At 31.0% G+C, this 18,248-nt stretch carries 16 protein-coding genes and 1 riboswitch; of the genes, 3 read left to right on the top strand and 13 right to left on the bottom strand.

Going from position 1 to position 18,248, the window contains the following annotated elements; genetic code table 11:
- Positions 1-54 precede the first annotated feature (54 nt).
- Together recD2 and metK are read right to left on the bottom strand one after the other, a co-directional pair.
- Positions 55-2,304: an SF1B family DNA helicase RecD2 gene (recD2, locus tag ACI3VO_RS05640; RefSeq protein ID WP_439756973.1), complete on the bottom strand. Its 2,250-nt coding sequence runs from the start codon at positions 2,302-2,304 to the stop codon at positions 55-57.
- A 128-nt stretch (positions 2,305-2,432) separates the two neighbouring features.
- A complete protein-coding gene (metK, locus tag ACI3VO_RS05645) occupies positions 2,433-3,623 on the bottom strand; it encodes a methionine adenosyltransferase (RefSeq protein WP_320624313.1) in 1,191 nt (396 codons plus the stop codon).
- A 146-nt stretch (positions 3,624-3,769) separates the two neighbouring features.
- A riboswitch (SAM riboswitch) is annotated at positions 3,770-3,874 on the bottom strand.
- A 191-nt stretch (positions 3,875-4,065) separates the two neighbouring features.
- Here metK and yyaC point away from each other — a divergent pair.
- Positions 4,066-4,575 carry a spore protease YyaC gene (yyaC, locus tag ACI3VO_RS05650; RefSeq protein WP_320624312.1) on the top strand — a complete coding sequence of 170 codons (510 nt, stop codon included), beginning with the start codon at positions 4,066-4,068 and terminating at the stop codon, positions 4,573-4,575.
- Between the two features lie 125 nt (positions 4,576-4,700).
- Here the strand turns inward: yyaC and ACI3VO_RS05655 are convergent, their stop codons facing one another.
- The 10 genes from ACI3VO_RS05655 to ACI3VO_RS05700 all read right to left on the bottom strand — a co-directional run bounded on the left by ACI3VO_RS05655 (position 4,701) and on the right by ACI3VO_RS05700 (position 16,032).
- A complete protein-coding gene (locus ACI3VO_RS05655; RefSeq protein ID WP_439756974.1) occupies positions 4,701-5,720 on the bottom strand; it encodes a rod shape-determining protein in 1,020 nt (339 codons plus the stop codon).
- A gap of 127 nt (positions 5,721-5,847) precedes the next feature.
- A complete protein-coding gene (gene spoIIID / locus ACI3VO_RS05660; RefSeq protein ID WP_290691748.1) occupies positions 5,848-6,105 on the bottom strand; it encodes a sporulation transcriptional regulator SpoIIID in 258 nt (85 codons plus the stop codon).
- Between the two features lie 105 nt (positions 6,106-6,210).
- Entirely contained in the window at positions 6,211-6,864 is a 654-nt protein-coding gene (locus tag ACI3VO_RS05665; protein WP_439756975.1) for a peptidoglycan DD-metalloendopeptidase family protein, read from the bottom strand.
- A gap of 90 nt (positions 6,865-6,954) precedes the next feature.
- Positions 6,955-7,971, bottom strand: a complete 1,017-nt coding sequence (spoIID, locus tag ACI3VO_RS05670) for a stage II sporulation protein D (protein ID WP_439756976.1) — start codon at positions 7,969-7,971, stop codon at positions 6,955-6,957.
- Between the two features lie 70 nt (positions 7,972-8,041).
- A complete protein-coding gene (gene murA / locus ACI3VO_RS05675; RefSeq protein ID WP_439756977.1) occupies positions 8,042-9,295 on the bottom strand; it encodes a UDP-N-acetylglucosamine 1-carboxyvinyltransferase in 1,254 nt (417 codons plus the stop codon).
- A gap of 20 nt (positions 9,296-9,315) precedes the next feature.
- A complete protein-coding gene (locus ACI3VO_RS05680) occupies positions 9,316-10,026 on the bottom strand; it encodes a YwmB family TATA-box binding protein (RefSeq protein ID WP_439756978.1) in 711 nt (236 codons plus the stop codon).
- 221 nt (positions 10,027-10,247) lie between these two features.
- A complete protein-coding gene (locus ACI3VO_RS05685; RefSeq protein WP_439756979.1) occupies positions 10,248-11,393 on the bottom strand; it encodes a mannitol-1-phosphate 5-dehydrogenase in 1,146 nt (381 codons plus the stop codon).
- Positions 11,394-11,430: 37 nt separating this feature from the next.
- The gene (locus tag ACI3VO_RS05690; RefSeq protein WP_439756980.1) at positions 11,431-11,853 is read right to left on the bottom strand and encodes a PTS sugar transporter subunit IIA; all 423 of its coding nucleotides are present in this window, start codon (positions 11,851-11,853) and stop codon (positions 11,431-11,433) included.
- A gap of 23 nt (positions 11,854-11,876) precedes the next feature.
- A complete protein-coding gene (locus ACI3VO_RS05695) occupies positions 11,877-14,027 on the bottom strand; it encodes a BglG family transcription antiterminator (protein WP_439756981.1) in 2,151 nt (716 codons plus the stop codon).
- A 256-nt stretch (positions 14,028-14,283) separates the two neighbouring features.
- Positions 14,284-16,032: a PTS mannitol-specific transporter subunit IIBC gene (locus ACI3VO_RS05700; RefSeq protein WP_439756982.1), complete on the bottom strand. Its 1,749-nt coding sequence runs from the start codon at positions 16,030-16,032 to the stop codon at positions 14,284-14,286.
- A 384-nt stretch (positions 16,033-16,416) separates the two neighbouring features.
- Here ACI3VO_RS05700 and ACI3VO_RS05705 point away from each other — a divergent pair, with 384 nt between their 5' ends.
- Together ACI3VO_RS05705 and ACI3VO_RS05710 are read left to right on the top strand one after the other, a co-directional pair.
- Positions 16,417-16,944 carry an RNA polymerase sigma factor gene (locus ACI3VO_RS05705; RefSeq protein WP_439756983.1) on the top strand — a complete coding sequence of 176 codons (528 nt, stop codon included), beginning with the start codon at positions 16,417-16,419 and terminating at the stop codon, positions 16,942-16,944.
- Positions 16,945-17,027: 83 nt separating this feature from the next.
- Positions 17,028-17,510 (top strand): hypothetical protein, encoded by a 483-nt coding sequence (locus ACI3VO_RS05710; protein WP_439756984.1) that lies wholly within the window; start codon positions 17,028-17,030, stop codon positions 17,508-17,510.
- A gap of 246 nt (positions 17,511-17,756) precedes the next feature.
- Here the strand turns inward: ACI3VO_RS05710 and ACI3VO_RS05715 are convergent.
- Positions 17,757-18,248: SIS domain-containing protein (locus ACI3VO_RS05715; protein ID WP_439756985.1), on the bottom strand; the 492-nt coding region annotated here is incomplete at its 5' end.

Below are 18,248 nucleotides of genomic sequence, written 5' to 3' on the forward strand. Positions count from 1 at the left end.
TCCAGCAATAAATCCTTTATTTCTTTTAATTTAATTTTTATAGTATCGACTACACTAAAATTGACCTTGGGTATATTCATTTTCATCAATCAACAGACCTTCTTTTTTAAATTTATTCAACTTAACTGCTAAATTGGAATATCTGTCGTTTATTCGATTGTTTTTAATCATAAACTCTAGGTACTTCACATCACCAACTAGCACGACCTGTTTCTTAGCACGTGTAACTGCTGTATAAAGCAGATTCCTGCTCAATAGCATCGGTGGTGCCCATGTCATAGGAATCACAACTATTGGAAACTCACTACCCTGACTCTTATGAATAGTCGTGCAGAAGCTGTGGTCTAACTCATCTAGCTCATCGTGCTTATAGCTGACTATCTTCATGCCATCGAATATAACGAAGATTTCCTTTTTATCCTTGTCTATATAGTAAATATAACCAATATCTCCATTATATATACCATGTCCGCTGTTAGTTCCATCTTCTGTTTTCCATTTTTTAGTGTAATTGTTTTTAATCTGCATCACTTTGTCTCCAACTCTGAATGTCCTCTTTGTGAATACCTCCTCTGTTTTAAATTTTGCTGGAGGGTTCAGACATTTTTGGAGCTCTATATTTAGATTGTTTACGCCTAGAGTTCCCTTTCTCATAGGCGACAAAACTTGTATATCTTTGAGTTTGTCTACACCGTAGTATTTTGGAAGTCTCTGGCTCACTAATCCCATAATTTCGTCTAGTATTTCATCTTGTGTCTCTTTTCTTATAAAGAAAAAATCCTTGCCCTTTGCGTTTAATTTCAAAGGCTCTCCCTTGTTTATTTTATGGGCATTTACTACTATCATACTTTCTCTAGCTTGTCTAAATATCTCGTTAAGTCTAACAGTATTTATGACTTCAGAATCGATTAAATCCTTCAACACATTTCCTGCACCGACAGAAGGCAACTGATCGCTATCTCCAACTAACAAAAGCCTTGTTCCAGATTTTATAGCTCTCAGCAGATTATACATAAGCACAATATCGACCATAGATACCTCATCTAGTATAACTACATCGGCATCTATAGGGTCATCCTCATTTTTCATGAACATAAGCTCGTCACTATCCATTGAAAATCCCATTTCTAAAAGCCTGTGTATCGTTTTAGCCTCTTTATTTGAGGTTTCACTCATTCTCTTTGCTGCACGGCCTGTAGGAGCCGCTAGAACAACTTTTTGACCATTATTTTCAAACACTTTGATAATCGTGTTAATAGTAGTGGTCTTTCCTGTCCCCGGACCTCCAGTTATTATTACGACACCCTTTTCGACAGCTTCTTTTACTGCTTTAATTTGATTTTGAGCTAGAGCTATATCATCTTCTCTCTCTCTATTTCTTATTTCCTCGTCTATGTCTATATTCAAATCCTTAAATTCGAACTGTGAAAGCCTTATAATCTCCTTGCATACACCATTTTCCGCCATGAAATAAGGCATCAAATACACATTTATATCATTTTGACTTCTCTCAACATGTACCTTTTGAGTGTAAGCCAAATCCATAACAGCTTCTTTTATGTACTGAGGTTCTACCTCAAGTACCTTAACTGCATTTTGAACTAACACATTAATCGGCAAATAAGTATTCCCGTTAGCTGTGCTCTGATTTAAAGTATATAAAATCCCTTGAAAAATCCTATCTCTAGAATACTTATCAATCCCAAGCTTCTTTGCAATATCATCTGCCACCTTAAATCCAATACCCCTTATATCCTCGGCAAGCCTATATGGATTTTTATTTATCACGTCGAGCGACTTTTCCTTGTATTTTTTATATATTTTTAAACACAAATTAGGAGTTATCCCATATGGAGACAACTGCATAATTATATTTCTAAGCTCTCTATTTTCTTCATAGCTCTCAGTTATCTGCTTGATTTTCTTTGCGCCTATTCCCTCTACCTCTTTTAATCTCTCAGGAGTATTTTGAATCACATCTAGAGTATCGACTCCAAACTTGTCTATAATCCTAAGCGCCATCTTCTCTCCTATACCATGAATCATACCAGAAGATAAATAAGCATAAATTCCCTCTAAAGACGACGGTGTTATAGGCATAAATTTACTAACTTCAAATTGCGAACCGTAAATTTTATGAGTGACCCATTTACCCTCGACCTCTATACTCTCTCCAACAGATAAAGTCGGCATGCAACCAACAATTGCCACTTCCTCATCTTCATTTGCGAGATAAGCTATTGTATAACCATTTTCTTCATTTTTAAAAACTATATCACTTATCATACCTTCTAATTTTTCCATAATATAACACTCCTAATAAAATACTCTCTTTTTTATCTTACCCAAATTTCTCAAAAAAAGACCTTGCATATATTATAATACAAGGTCTCGTCATATTCTTATTTTTATTTTTTATATTAAACTAAAATCTAAGCCATAGCTTGTGCTTTTAAAGTTTCAGCTTTGTCAGTTCTTTCCCATGGTAAATCTATATCAGTTCTACCGAAGTGTCCGTAAGCTGCAACTTGTTTGTATATAGGTCTTCTTAAGTCAAGATCTCTTATTATTGCACCTGGTCTTAGATCGAAGTTCTTTTCTACTAATTCTACTAATTTTTCATTAGAAACTTTTCCAGTTCCAAAAGTATCAACAAATATTGATAATGGTCTAGCAACACCTATAGCATAAGCTAATTCTATTTCACATTTATCTGCAAGTCCAGCAGCAACTATGTTTTTAGCTACGTATCTAGCAGCATAAGCAGCAGATCTGTCAACCTTTGTTGGGTCTTTTCCAGAGAATGCTCCACCGCCGTGTCTAGAGTATCCACCGTAAGTATCTATGATTATTTTTCTTCCTGTAAGACCAGTATCTCCTTGTGGTCCACCTATAACGAATCTTCCTGTTGGGTTGATGTAGTATTTAGTTTCGTCGTCTAATAATTCTGCTGGTATAACAGCTTTTATAACGTGTTCGATTAAGTCTCTTCTTATAGTTTCGTTGTCTACACTTTCACTATGTTGAGCAGATATTAATACAGTGTGAACTCTAACTGGTTTGTCATCTTCGTATTCAACTGTTACTTGAGTTTTTCCATCTGGTCTTAAATAATCTAATAATCCAGATTTTCTAACTTCTGTTAATCTTCTAGATAATTTATGAGCTAGAGATATTGGAAGTGGCATTAATTCTTCTGTTTCATTACAAGCGAAACCGAACATTATACCTTGGTCTCCAGCACCAACCTTTTCTATTTCTTCTTCTGTTTGTTCTCCGCCTTTACTTTCTAAACCTTCGTCAACACCCATAGCGATGTCTCCTGATTGTTCGTCTATAGCAGTTATTACTGCACAAGTGTTGCAGTCAAATCCAAACTTAGCTCTAGTATATCCGATTCCTTCTACTGTTTCTCTAACTAATTTTGGAATATCAACGTAAGCTGATGTACTTATTTCTCCTGCAACTAATACTAATCCAGTTGTAGTAGTTGTTTCACAAGCAACTCTTGATTGTGGATCTTTTTCTAATAATGCATCTAATATCGCATCTGATATTTGGTCACACATTTTATCTGGATGACCTTCAGTAACTGATTCTGATGTAAATAAATGTCTTGCCATTTCATTTCCTCCTTAAACTTATTAATTATTTTTTATTAAAATTCTATACTCTATTCATTTAATTTATATAAGAAACTTTTATATAATGTCTTATACATTAAAAAAGCCTCTTCACAAGAAGAGGTTATTGCATGCTTAAATACGCGACCTCATCTTTCTAGAATCTCTCTAGCAGGATTTAGCACCTTCCTTCTTCATGAAGTGGTTGCTGGGCGTCATAGGGCCTGTCCCTCAGCCTCTCTTGATAAGGCAATCAAGAAATTTTTTATTTAAATTTTAACAATTTCAATGATACCTTTTTTGTTTTATATTGTCAAGTATTTTGTAGTCACATTTACTTATTTTAATTCATATTATTAAATATACTAAATTTGCGACTATTTTAAAAATAGTATTATTTATCGAGTTAAATTCATATATTATCTAGAAGGGAGGAGTTCCTATGTATTTAGCTAAAATAAACTATAAAAGAGAAGATGTTACTCATACACTAAGTACTATTCTTAAAAATATAATTTCTGATAATACTGTAGTAATTTGTATAGGAACAGACCGTGCTATTGGAGATGCACTTGGGCCTCTAGTAGGAACTATGCTCAAAAATAGCGATTTTAAATACCCTGTCTACGGTACATTGGATAATCCTATTCACGCTTTAAATATATATGAATCTATGGAAAATATAAAAAAGAAACATTCATCTAGCCAATTTCTAGCCATAGATGCTTGCCTAGGTTCGACTAATAATATAGGTAATATACAAATTCGAGAGGGACCCATTCTTCCTGGTAAAGGCGTAGGTAAAAAGCTACCTCAAGTGGGGAATTACTCTATAGTCGGTATTGTAGATAAAATAGACGAAAATAATAGATTTTCCTTCAATAATATAAGACTTCATTTTATTTTAGAGCTGGCAGAAACTATAGCCCTATCTTTACTCCTGGCGACCTAAATTATATCCCTCAATTAAAAAGTAGCTATAATAAAACAATATTCGAAATATATTATTTTAAAATAGCTACTTTTTAAATGTCCAATATTTAATTATATATTTTAATACCCGATATGTACTATATATTATTTCTTAAAGCTTCCACCAGTTTCTAATAAATCAAGTGAGCCTAATGATAATCCAGTACCCTTAGCAACACAAGAAAGAGGATCGTTAGCTAAAATTACTTTTATTCCTGTACTTTCTTCTATTCTTTGTCCTAAGCCATGTAACATAGCTCCTCCACCTGTCATTATTATGCCTGTATCACTTATATCTGCTGCTAATTCTGGTGGTGTTTTTTCTAATAGGTTTTTAGTTGCTGCTATTATTTGTTCTATACAGTCATTAAGAGCTTCTAGTATTTCTGTAGAGCTAACATTTATAGTAACAGGAAGGCCTTTTACTAAATTTCTTCCGCTGATATTCATAGTTCTTGGTTCATCTTCTTTTATAGCAGTTCCTATTTCAACTTTTAATTTTTCTGCACTTCTTTCACCTATTAATACATTGTATTCTTTCTTTATGTATTTTATAATTGCTTGGTCGAACTTGTCTCCACCTAATTTAATAGAATCACTTACAACAGATCCTCCTAATGATATTACAGCTATATCAGTAGTTCCTCCACCGATATCGATTACCATATTTCCATTAGGTTGAGATATATCTATTCCAGCTCCTATTGCTGCTGCTATAGGTTCTTCTATGATATAAACTTCTCTAGCTCCAGCTTTTTTTGTGGCATCTTCTACAGCTCTTTTTTCTACTTCAGTAACTCCTGTTGGTACACAGACCATTATTCTAGGCATTACAAATCTTCCAAATCCTTTTTTCTCTACTATTTTTTCAATAAAATGAGATAACATCTTTTCTGTTATTTCATAATTTGATATAACACCATCCTTTAATGGTCTTATAACATCTATATGTGAAGGTGTTCTACCTATCATTCTTCTTGCTTCTTTACCTACTGCCAAAACAGTATTTAATTTATTATCTATAGCCACTACAGATGGCTCTTCTAAAACTATTCCCTTTTCACTTACATATATTAATACATTGGCTGTACCTAAATCGATACCTATATCCGCTCCTGTTGCCATTTTGCTTTCACTCCTTCTTTTACTCTTATTATTTATACTTAATTCAAATTGTTAGTTATCATAAATACTCCTATTCTACAATATAGGCAAAAATATAGCGTTAGTCAAGAAAAAAATGTAGGTTATCCTACATCTTTTTTTGTTGTTGATATTTTAATTTTGTAGCCATACCTCCTCGTATGTGTCTCTCGGATTTATTTTTTTCTAAGACTAATTTTACCTGACTAGCTAATGACGGATAAACTTCCTCTAATCGTTCAGTTACATCTTTGTGGACAGTACTTTTGCTAACTCCAAAAACCTTAGCTGTTTGTCTTACAGTTGTTTGTTTTTCTAATATATATTGGGCAATAATAACCGCTCTTTTTTCTATATGAGACTTCAAGATCTCCCCCTCCTCACCATCAGTCCTATAGATATATATGAAAGAAAAACAAAAAATATAACAGGAGACTCTTCAATTTTTGTGAAAAGTCTCCTGTTATAAACTTTATTCTAATAAACTCAGTGGATTTATAGCTACATTTTTCTTATAGGCTTCTATATGTACATGTGTTCCGTCTTCATTTTCAATATTTGTCGTATTTCCTACATATCCTATACAGTCGCCTTCTTTAACTGTATCTCCCTTTTTCAACGATACATTTTCTTGTATTCCAGAATAAATTACATTTAAATCATCGTTGTAAGATAACTCTATGCTTGTTCCATATCTATCATCTGAGTACACAGATACGACTTTTCCATCTAGTATTGATTTTATTTCAGAACCTTCTTGCGCTGAAACATCCAATCCTTTATGAATCTCCCAAACGTCTAGTGTTTTTGAGTAAGTAGGCATAGTTTCAGAATACTCTCTAAGTATTCCATCTCCTATATAACTCATCTTAGATTCATTCTTGGCTTCTTTTTCTTTTTTGTCTTTTGCTTGTTGTAGATTTTGATTTGATTCTGTCGATGTAGCAACAGTCTTATCATCATCTTTTACTAAATTTATCTCATCATCTTTGTTGATTACATCTTTATTTGATACTAATTTATTTAAGTTTTTATTTGTAAATAAGATTCCACCAAATGCTATAAGACAAATACATATAAATAAAGATAGATAGAATATATCTTTTTCTAATAATTTCTTTTTCATACTGCACCTCCAAATATATTAATACATTTAGATTATTGACTGCTTTTCAAATTTTATGCCTATGTATGAAAAATTTTTTAAATTTTTATTCTAATACATATCCTTTATATCTGTATCTGTATAATAATGAAATAGTATTTCATCATATGTATACGACTTATTAGCCATACCTTCAGCACCCCATTGACTCATACCTACTCCATGACCGTATCCTTTTACCTCGAAAACAACATCCTCTCCTACAAAGGATATATCGAAATTAGATGAATTTAAATCAAAAATACTTCTAATATCTCTGCCACTTAGCTGTTTATTTCCCATTTGGATAAGTTTGACTGATCCTGCAGTAGTTCTCTCTATTATTTTTATTTGTTTCTCTAAATCATTTTCTGATATAGAAATATCGGCGTATTTATTTTTCAATAAGTCTATAAATTCGCTTCTATCAATTGTGCTTTCAGTATAGTATTTTGGTGAATTTTCTTCATAAGGACTGCTCACTGATTTTAGATAGGGATATTGTGTCATAAACACTTCTTCACTATTTTCGGTCATACCGCTAGATGTAGAAAAATATAGTGGTAGTATTGCTTTATCATCGTAAGTTAATATTTGTCCCTTAGTGTCATCTACAGCTTGTTTTATGATAGGATAAGATTCTCTTATCCATTTATCGCCCTTTTGTTCTTTTAACTCTTCATAAGATGCATATGCCTGACAGTGATTATAGTCAGTACATATATCAGCTCCTTTATGACCTGCCTTTATATTATTTTCGATTTTGTAAATAATATATGTTCTAGCAGCTACTGCCTGTGCCTTTAATGCTTCTTCTGAAAACTCAGAAGACATCTCCATAGACAACACTCCGTACAAAAAAGTCTCTATATCCATACTTTGTACTTTACCTGTTTTGGAATTGTACACACTTATAGTGGGACTTTGAGAATCGACTTTTTCATAAGGAGATTTCTCTAGTTTATCGATTTTTTTAATAGAATCCGATAAATTATCGTTTTGATTTCCATAAAAGAGCACACTAATTAAAACAGGAATTATTATGCAAAAAATTGCGATCCCTGCTAATAGAACCATAGGTTTTTTCATATAACTAATGCCTCCATAGATTTACTATACTTCATAAATATATGAAAAAACCTACTCATTTATTACTTTATTAGTCTTCTACTATTTCTATATTTCCGCCTAACGCTCTAATTTTCTTATCTATGTCAACATACCCTCTTTGAATGTGGTATATCTTACCTATTTCTGTTTCTCCTTCAGCTATAAGTCCACATAGTATAAGTGCTGCTCCTGCTCTTAAGTCAGTTGCGTTAACACTTGCACCATAAAGCTGGTCTACACCCTTAACTATAGCTGTTCTTCCTTCTATTTTAATATTTGCACCCATTCTATTGAATTCTGCAACATGCATAAATCTATTTTCAAATACTGTTTCTATTACAACTCCAGTTCCTCTAGCAACTGTAAGCATAGCCATAAATTGTGCTTGAACATCTGTAGGGAATCCTGGATGTGGTAAAGTCTTAACGTCTACTGCTTTTATTTTTTCTGGTCCAATTACTCTTATAGCATTGTCCATTTCTATTACTTCACAGCCTGCTTCTTTTAATTTAGCAGTTACTGGTTTTAAATGCTCAATTAGTACATTTTCTACTGTTATATCTCCCTTTGTCATAGCTGCAGCAACCATGTAAGTTGCAGCTTCTATTCTATCAGGTATAACATCGTGTTCTGTTCCTTGTAATTCTTTTACACCTTTTATTTTTATTGTATTTGTACCTGCACCTTTAACATTAGCTCCCATTTCATTTAGGAAGTTTGCTAAATCTACTATTTCTGGTTCTTCTGCTGCATTTTCTATTATAGTAGTTCCTTCTGCAAGTACTGCAGCCATCATTATATTTTCAGTTGCTCCAACAGATGGGAAGTCTAAGTATAACTTAGAGCCTACTAATTTATCTGCTTTAGCTTCTACAAACCCATGATCCATTGTTACCTCTGCCCCAAGAGCCTTAAATCCCTTTAGATGTAAGTCTATTGGTCTAGTTCCTATTGAACATCCCCCTGGCATTGATATTTTTGTTTGGTTAAATCTTGCAAGTAATGGTCCCATAACAAAGAAAGATGCTCTCATCTTTCTTACAAGATCATATGGTGCTTCACAAGTAGTTAAATTACTTGCGTCTACTGTTAATGTATTGTCTTTATATTCAACTTCTGCGCCTAAATGTCTTATTAAATCTGATATTACATGTACGTCAGTTAAATCTGGTACTTCATGTAAAACTGACTTACCTTTTACTAATAATGTAGCAGCTATTATTGGTAATACTGCATTTTTTGCTCCATCTATTTTAACACTACCTCTAAGTGGTTCACTTTTTTTCACTATTATTTTAGCCATAAATATGTCTCTCCTCAATTCTAATAATCTATTTTTATTATAGGTGTAGCTATATATATCATTGTCCTATCATTATCCTCGCTATACCTAATTCCTATATTCAAGTTCATCTTTCTATTTAAATATTTCAAGTTATTTTCATTTAATAATTTACTATATGCATTAACTGATAAAAAGTTTTCTTCCTCTATACTATCAATTTTTTCAGCATACATATTATATAACATTTTCTGTAAAATATCATTAATTTTACCTTTTTGTAATTTTTTTGTATATTCTCCAGCTATACAAATATTAATTTTTACATCGCTGGAGTATTTTTTTAGTTCATTTTCTAATCTTAGATAAATATTCTCTATATTTTTATATACTTTATTATTTAATATGTCAACTATTATATATGATTCTTTTGAACTTTTTTGATATGCAATGACTGAAATACTAGTATTTTGTTCATTATAATTTACATATATTTCGCTTTGTTGTATTTTTACATTCATTTTATTTGTATCTACGTTTAAATTTTTTGCTATTTCTATACATATTCCTTCTAATTGCTCAATGTCCATGTCTTTTTCTATTAATACACTCGATTTTATATTATAAAATTTAAAAGCTGAGTTTGATAACTCAAAACTCTCTATAAATTTATCTATCCAATGTTCTTGACCATAAACTATAACAACACTAAATAAAATCAAGGCTAAAACACATATTATAGATTTTTTCATGTTTAATCCCCCTCAAAGTTTACTTTATTTAAGTATCTACAAATTTAAGAGGTTTTAAACATATATATTAATTTGAAACATTTATAAAAATTTATACATATTTTTTAATTTGAAAAAAACTGTCCATATAACGATATGCACCTCAGTAGTATCTACTTTATATGATGCAGTTCACTATACGAACAGTTTTTATATTAATAATATCTACATTATTTTAAATACTATTTTGCTAAATCATTATATGCTTTTTCTATAGCATTTAATAGTTCTTCATCTTCTATTAATGATATTTTCTTAACAGCTTCTTTAACACCTAAGTCTTTTATTGTTTGTTGTAATTCAACACTTTGTGCATCTTCTTCATTATTATAGTGAAGTGCTGCACCTACACCTATTATTAGGTTATCTACAGATATTCCATAAGATCTTGCTGTCATTAATGGATTTACTAATCTGTCTTTTGCACTTAATTTTCTAAGTGGTTCTCTACCAACTCTCTTAACATCGTCGTTTAAGTATGGATTTTTGAATCTATTTAATATTTTATCTATGTATTTATAATGAGCTTCTAAATCTAATCCATGCTTTTTAACTAATCCTTGACCACTTTCTTGCATAGCAGCTTTTACTATAGTTGCTATTTCTTCGTCTTTTATAGCTTCATCTATTGTTTTATATCCTTTAAGAGTTCCAAGATAAGCAGTTATAGCATGTCCAGTATTTAATGTGAATAATTTACGTTCAACATAAGCTATAAGATCACCAACTAAGTTCATACCTTCTATTTGTGGTATTTCACCTTTTATCTTAGCTTCTTCAACATTCCATTCATAGAAGTTTTCTACTGTAACATCTAGAGGATTTTCATTAGTACATGGTGGTACTATTCTGTCTACTGAACAGTTAGGGAATCCTACATATTCTTCTAAGTATGCTATTTCTTCTTCGTTTAAGCATTTTAAAACTTCTTCTTTTAATATAGCTGTAGCTCCTACTGCATTTTCACAAGCTATTATATTTAAGTAATTTTTGTTTCCAGCATTTTTTCTAGCTTGTATAGCTTTAGCTATTGTTGGTGCTATTCTTTTTAAAACTAATGGACCAACTGCTGTAGTTATTATTTCAGCTTCTTCTATTTCTTTTATTATATCGTCAGTTATTGATGAAACTGCACTTATGTTAGCTATAGTTTGATCAAAGCATTCTACGTCTTTTACAAGTATTTTATATTGTTTTTCGTTGTTTATTCCATTTAATATAGTTTCGTTTACATCTGCGAATACTACGTGATATCCTGAGTTAGATAATAATCCTCCTATGAAACCTCTTCCTATATTACCTGCTCCAAATTGTATTGCTTTCTTCATGTTATAATTTCCTCCGTAGTCTATAATACTTTTATAATTAGTCAGCAAATATATCTAAGAAATCTTGTACATTTGTTGAATCTTTTAATTTTTCTACTAATTCATCATCTAAAGATATTGCTATTTTTGATAATATATCTAAATGTTCATTTCCTTTACCAGCTATTCCTATAACTAAGTAAACTACGCTATCTCCGTATTCTACACCATTAGGGAATTGTAATATTACTATTCCTGATTCTTTTATTTCTTTTTTAGCTTCGTTAACACCGTGTGGTATAGCAAATCCTAATCCCATGTTAGTACTCATAGTTTTTTCTCTTTCTAACATTGCATCTACATAACCTTCGTTAACATATCCTCTTTCAACTAATTTTTTACCAGCTAAAACTATACTTTCATCTCTTGATACTGAATCTAATCCTAATACTATGTTTTCTTTTGCTAATATGTTACTCATTACAAATTCCTCCTATATACCTTTTAATCTATTTTTTGTGATATTACTTTCATTTTATTGATATAAAAATCCAATACTATGGATTTAAAATTCTCTTTTATTTCCTCTTTATTTCCATATTTGATACAACTTATGAAATCATCATTTTCTACCAAATTCTCACTTATCTTGCTCAAAAGATCTCTTTGATAATCCTTAGCTTCCTTTGGTATCAACATAAGTAATGCATATCTCGTTTTATTTTCTTCATCTATCATAACTTCTTTTGATAATCTGATAGATGCATATCTTATGTTCTTTACTTCTTGTGTCATACAATGAAGTAAGGCTATTTCTATTCCATCTACAAATGGAGTAGAAATATTTATTCTTCTCTTTAAGTCTCGCTGAATTTTTAATGCCGATTTGCTGTCATTTGCAAATATGAAGCTGCTGTAGTTGACAAGCTCTTCTATATCATCACAGTCTACATCTTCATGTACTTCTAGCAATTTAAAAAATTCAACTAAATTTCCACTCATTGTCATAAAGTCCATTACTTCATTTTTGTCGACTAAATTTTTTTCTTTTTTTTCTTCTAGTCTCTCTGCCCTTATATCATTTTTAAAAACTTTATCTTTTGCTATATTTCTCAAAACATGTCTGATCTTTGTGACATCCTCCAAATTTAAAAGTGGACTTACAACTATATTCTTTATAGATGAATCTAACTCCACTGTAGAAATAATTAAATCTATTCCCTGTTGTTTTAGATATTCGTCATCTATATTAATAGCTGATATTGTATCTACCATATTTAAATTTGAAAACTTCTTATTTAGTTTTGTTATTAAAAATCTAGAAGTTCCTATACCAGTAGGACAACATGACATGGCTTTTATTTCAACATCCTCCATTAAATTTCTCTCCATAGAAGATCCAAAATGCATAGCCAAGTACGCTATCTCTGATTCTGGAATTTCATCGATATTTAATTTTTCTTTTATTATATATATGATATTAGCTACTCCATCGTAAACATCTTTGTACTCTGTTTTGATTTGCTGTAGGAGTGGATTTCTTATGTCCATTCCCATCTTAATCCTACAAAGTGATGGTCCAAGATGATTTACTAAATCATTTAACAATCTTGCATCTTTGCTAAAATCAAGCTTGAATTCATCTTCTGCTAATTCAATTAACTGCTTTGAAATATTCATTAACTCTACATCATCTAAAGTAAAATTGTGATCCTTTGTTTCTAATCTCATTTTAGATCCTCTAAGATGCATCGTTATATATCCTATTTCTTCAATAGGAACGTTTATGTCAAATTCCTCACCTATTTGCTCTGCTATTTTTGTAGCCATTTTAAATTGATCTATACACTTAAGCTCATTTAAAACATCTTCCTCCATAGAGATTCTCTCTCCATTTTTCAATCTCTGTACTGCCAAAGATATATGAACCACCAATCCAATAAACGAGCTATCTGAGATTTTTAAATTTATCTCTTTTATTACTTCAGATAGAGAGTTTTCTACTTTCTTTATAATTGACTTATCGATTAAGTTCAAAAGTCTGTTTTCACTAGAAATTTCTATAACACTGCTGTTTTGAATGTTATTTCCTACATTTTTTACCATGTTCATAAGATCTTGCTCTTCACAAGAGTTGTATATAAGATTTACTTGAGCAGCTCTTATATCTTTTTCTGAACCTTCAATGTAAATTCCTGTTCCTGGCTTTCTTATAAGCTTGATAGAAAACTTATCTAACCACGTTTCTATATCTACAAAGTCGTTGTTTAAAGTTCCTTCTGAAATCTTTAGCGATTTGTAGAAGTAGTATGATTTAATTGGCTCCGAAGATGTTAAAAGATTTGATAAGATAAATCTTTTTCTTTCTTCCTTAGTGTAGCTTTTTTCAATCTTTTCTTCTTGTAGAAGTTCTATTATAAACTGCTTATTGTCTAATGTCTCATCTAAATAGATTCCCACGCCTGGTTTTTTCACAAATTTAAAATCATTTTCATCCAACCAGTTCTCAATACTGGACATATCCCTTAGTACTGTTCTTGTACTTATGTTTAGTTCTTGTGCCACTTCTGAGATAGTTATTGGTTTATTTGAAGGATTCTGTGCCAGCATCGAAATGATTTCTTTCTGCCTTGAGCTAATCTTTTTTCTTTTCATTTTATCTCCCTCTTTAGTGACATTTTAATTTGCTTATCTTTTATACTTTAATTTTAGCAAAATATATTTACCCTATCAATTCATTGATATTACTGTGGTGTCACTAAAGATTATGACATATTTTAGATATATGTAATTAGTATTTGTAAATTTTATATTCATGACATTTTAATGGCTATAAATTTTTTATACAAAAAAATAAGCTGTGGCAGTAAATGCCACAGCTTGGGAACTTATTATGGTCTTTATTTTCTTATTATTTTGCTAATCTATTGTATAAACCTTCTATATTTTCATCTTTTAAGAAGTTTTTGATTTCTATTATTTCTATATTATCATATTTAGCTTTTGCTCTTTCTGCTAATGATTCATGTGTTACTATTATTTGTGCATCTGCTGGCACATTATCTACTGGTGCTGCTGCTACTTCTATTCCTAAACCTAGGTCTTTGATTCTTGCTTTGAATCTTGCTGCACCCATTGCACTTGATCCCATTCCTGCATCACATGCGAATATTATTTTTTTGATATCTGATTTTGCTATTTCTTTAGCTTCATCTGTTGCAGCTACTTCTGCTTCTGCTGAAGTACCGTTAGCTAATCTATTGTATAAGCCTTCTATATTTTCGTCTTTTAAGAAGTTTTTGATTTCTATTATTTCTACGTTATCGTATTTAGCTTTTGCTCTTTCTGCTAATGATTCATGTGTTACTATTATTTGTGCATCTGCTGGCACATTATCTACTGGTGCTGCTGCTACTTCTATTCCTAAACCTAGGTCTTTGATTCTTGCTTTGAATCTTGCTGCACCCATTGCACTTGATCCCATTCCTGCATCACATGCGAATATTATTTTTTTGATATCTGCTACTGCTACTTCTTTAGTTTCAGCTGCTACTTCTACTTGTTGATTTTTAGATTTAGCTTTCATATCTTTCATTTGAGCTTGTGCTGCTTCTAAATCTTGTTCTCCGTCTCTAGCTGCTGCTCTTTTTACAAATATTGAAGATATTAAGAATGATACTACTGTTGCAACTACTACACCTGATATTACTGCAAAATATTTACCTTTTGCTGTCATTGCTAATATTGCTATTATACTACCTGGAGATGCTGCTGCTACTAATCCAGCTCCTAATATTGAGAATGTTAATACACCGCAAGCTCCACCAGCCATTACTGCTAATATTAATGCTGGGTTCATTAATATGTATGGGAAGTATATTTCATGTATACCACCTAAGAAGTGGATTATTACTGCACCTGGAGCAGATTCTTTACTTGCACCTTTTCCGAATAAGCAATATGCTAATAATACTCCAAGTCCTGGTCCTGGGTTAGCTTCTAATAAGAACATTATTGAAGATCCAAGTTCTTTAGCTTGTTCTATACCTAAAGGTGATAATATACCGTGGTTTATTGCGTTATTTAAGAATAATACTTTTGCTGGTTCTATAAATAATGAAGTTAAGAATATTAAGTTCTTGCTAACTAAGAATTCAACACCTGCTTGTAATACTGATGTTACTGCTATTACAACTGGTCCTATTGCATAGAATCCGATGATTGCTAATATTAATCCTAATATACCAACTGAGAAGTTATTTACTAACATTTCAAATCCTGATGGTATTTTTCCGTCTACTAATTCATCGAATTTTTTGATTACCCATCCACCAAGTGGACCCATTATCATACCACCGATTAACATTGTTGTATCTCCTGCACCAACTACTATACCTACTGTAGCGATTGCACCGATTACTGAACCTCTGTCACCTGCTATCATTTTACCACCAGTGTAACCTATTAATACTGGTAAAACATATTTTAGCATTGGTGTTACCATTTCTGCTAATCTAGCATTTGGAAGCCATCCAGCTTCTATAAATAATGCTGTTATAAATCCCCATGCGATAAATGCTCCTATGTTTGGCATAACCATACCACTTAGGGCTCTACCTAATTTTTGTACTTGAGTTTTGATTCCTGCTGCTTCACTCATTGATAATTCCTCCTTAAATTTTTTCCTAGTTTTAAAATTTTTTGTTGTGTACTATTCAGTTTTTATTATTGCCTTTGATTTTGATTTCGCTCTTTTTCTTGAGCTTTTTATTATTGCTGTTCCTTATGATTTAATATTACAATTTTTAAGCTTAATTTTCAATCTTAAGAAATCCTCTTCCTGTCGCTGTAAATAGTGACATTTTCAGATTATTCAATTTTCATTTAATCTTAAACAAAAATTGAATATGTCATGAATATAAAATTTAAAAATAAATTATGTTACTAATTGCAAATACAACCATATATAATTAAGGAAAAACTATTTTGAGATTGAGCTATTTATTTGAATTAAAATTATTATATAGGAGGCGATATTATTCCTATGGACAAGTACGATAAATTTTTTCAGATTCTATGTCAGGAAAATTACGAACAAATATTTAAATATATAATGGTAATGGTTCACGACAAGTCTGTAGCAGAAGATATTGTTCAAGAAGTTTTTATAATAGCATACGAAAAAAGAAAAACTATATTTTTATATGAAAACAAGAGAGCTTTTTTATATAAGGTAAGTAAAAATTTAACAAACGAATATATAAGAAAATCAAAGAAATATAAAATCGTAGAATTAAATGATAACAATGCAGTCGATGAACGTGATTTATGTGACTTAATTTACCAACAAAAAAATTTAGAAATAGATGAAACACCATACGTGGATGAAGTTATAAACGATTTGCCAGAAGAAAAACGCAAGCTATACGAATTATATTACATAAATAAAATACCTATGAAAAATATAGCCAAACTACTAAATATAAGCGAAACAACCACGCGAATGAGATTTGTAAGACTCAGAAGAGATATAAAGAAGAAGGTTAAAAAAATAAAATTCGAAAATATTTAATGTTACATTGCAGGGAATTGACCACTTATAAGTGTAAGGATAAGGGCCCTATCCTCAACTCCCTATTAAACGAGGAGGAAAATATGGATTTAAGAGAAAAAATAAACGAAGCCATTGAAAATGAAGATTTTGAAACTGCTGATACTCTTACACAAAAGCTATACGAACTCGAATTCAAAGACCAAAATATACATTATTCAGATGACTTCGCTAAAAAAATAATTTTATCGAAAGGAAAGAAAAATAATATGAACAATAAATTTAGAAAATTAGCGGTTGCGGCATCTTGTGCCTTAATCGTAGGAGTTACAGGAATTTCTGTAAATGCAGCTACTGATGGAGAAGCCTTAAATAATGTAAAAACTTTTATGAAAAATATCGGTGGCGCACAAATAGAAGTTAAGCAATATGAAGATAAAGACGGCAAACATAGCGAATATGAAATATATGATTTTAAGGTTAAACAAAATGAAAAAAACGGTAATGTAGAAGTAACTATAGAAGATAAGGATAAAGCAACTACATATAAATCTACAATAGAAACTACTTCAGATAACACAAAATAAACAAAAGGGTGTAATTCTAACCGAACTAGAATTACACCCTTTTTACGTATTTATAATATTGGGGGAATATTATGAGGAATACATTTATATTATTGTCAGCATAAAAAATTCTATACATTATTTTTAAAAAAATTTTTAATTATTTCATTAAAAAAAGAGATTCCCGAAATAAATCTAAAATTCATTTCAGAAACCTCCTTGGTTTTAAGTTTTATATATTATTAAATTAACTAAAATTCTTTCAAACTATTCAACTGTAACTGATTTAGCTAAGTTTCTTGGTTTATCTATATCGCATCCTCTATCTTTAGCAACATAGTAAGCTAATAATTGAAGTGGTATTACACTTAATATACCAGCTAATATATTATCAACCTTAGGGATGTATATAACTGCATCAGAAGATTTTTCTACTTCAGAATTTCCTTGTTCTGTTACAGATATAACATAAGCACCTCTAGCTTTTACTTCTTGCATGTTAGATAGCATTTTTTCGAATAAGTTTTGTTGAGTTGCTAAAACTACTACTGGAACTCCTTCTTCTATTAAAGCTATAGTACCATGTTTTAATTCTCCAGCTGCAAATGCTTCAGCATGAGTATAAGATATTTCTTTTATTTTTAAAGCACCTTCCATTGCAGTTGAGTAGTCAAGACCTCTACCTAGATAGAATACGTCTTTTTTGTCCACTAATTGTTTTGCTATTTCTTTTACTTGATCTTCGCATTTTAAAACTTC

Source organism: Intestinibacter sp. (assembly GCF_051866655.1).
In the GTDB taxonomy this organism is placed as follows: domain Bacteria; phylum Bacillota; class Clostridia; order Peptostreptococcales; family Peptostreptococcaceae; genus Intestinibacter.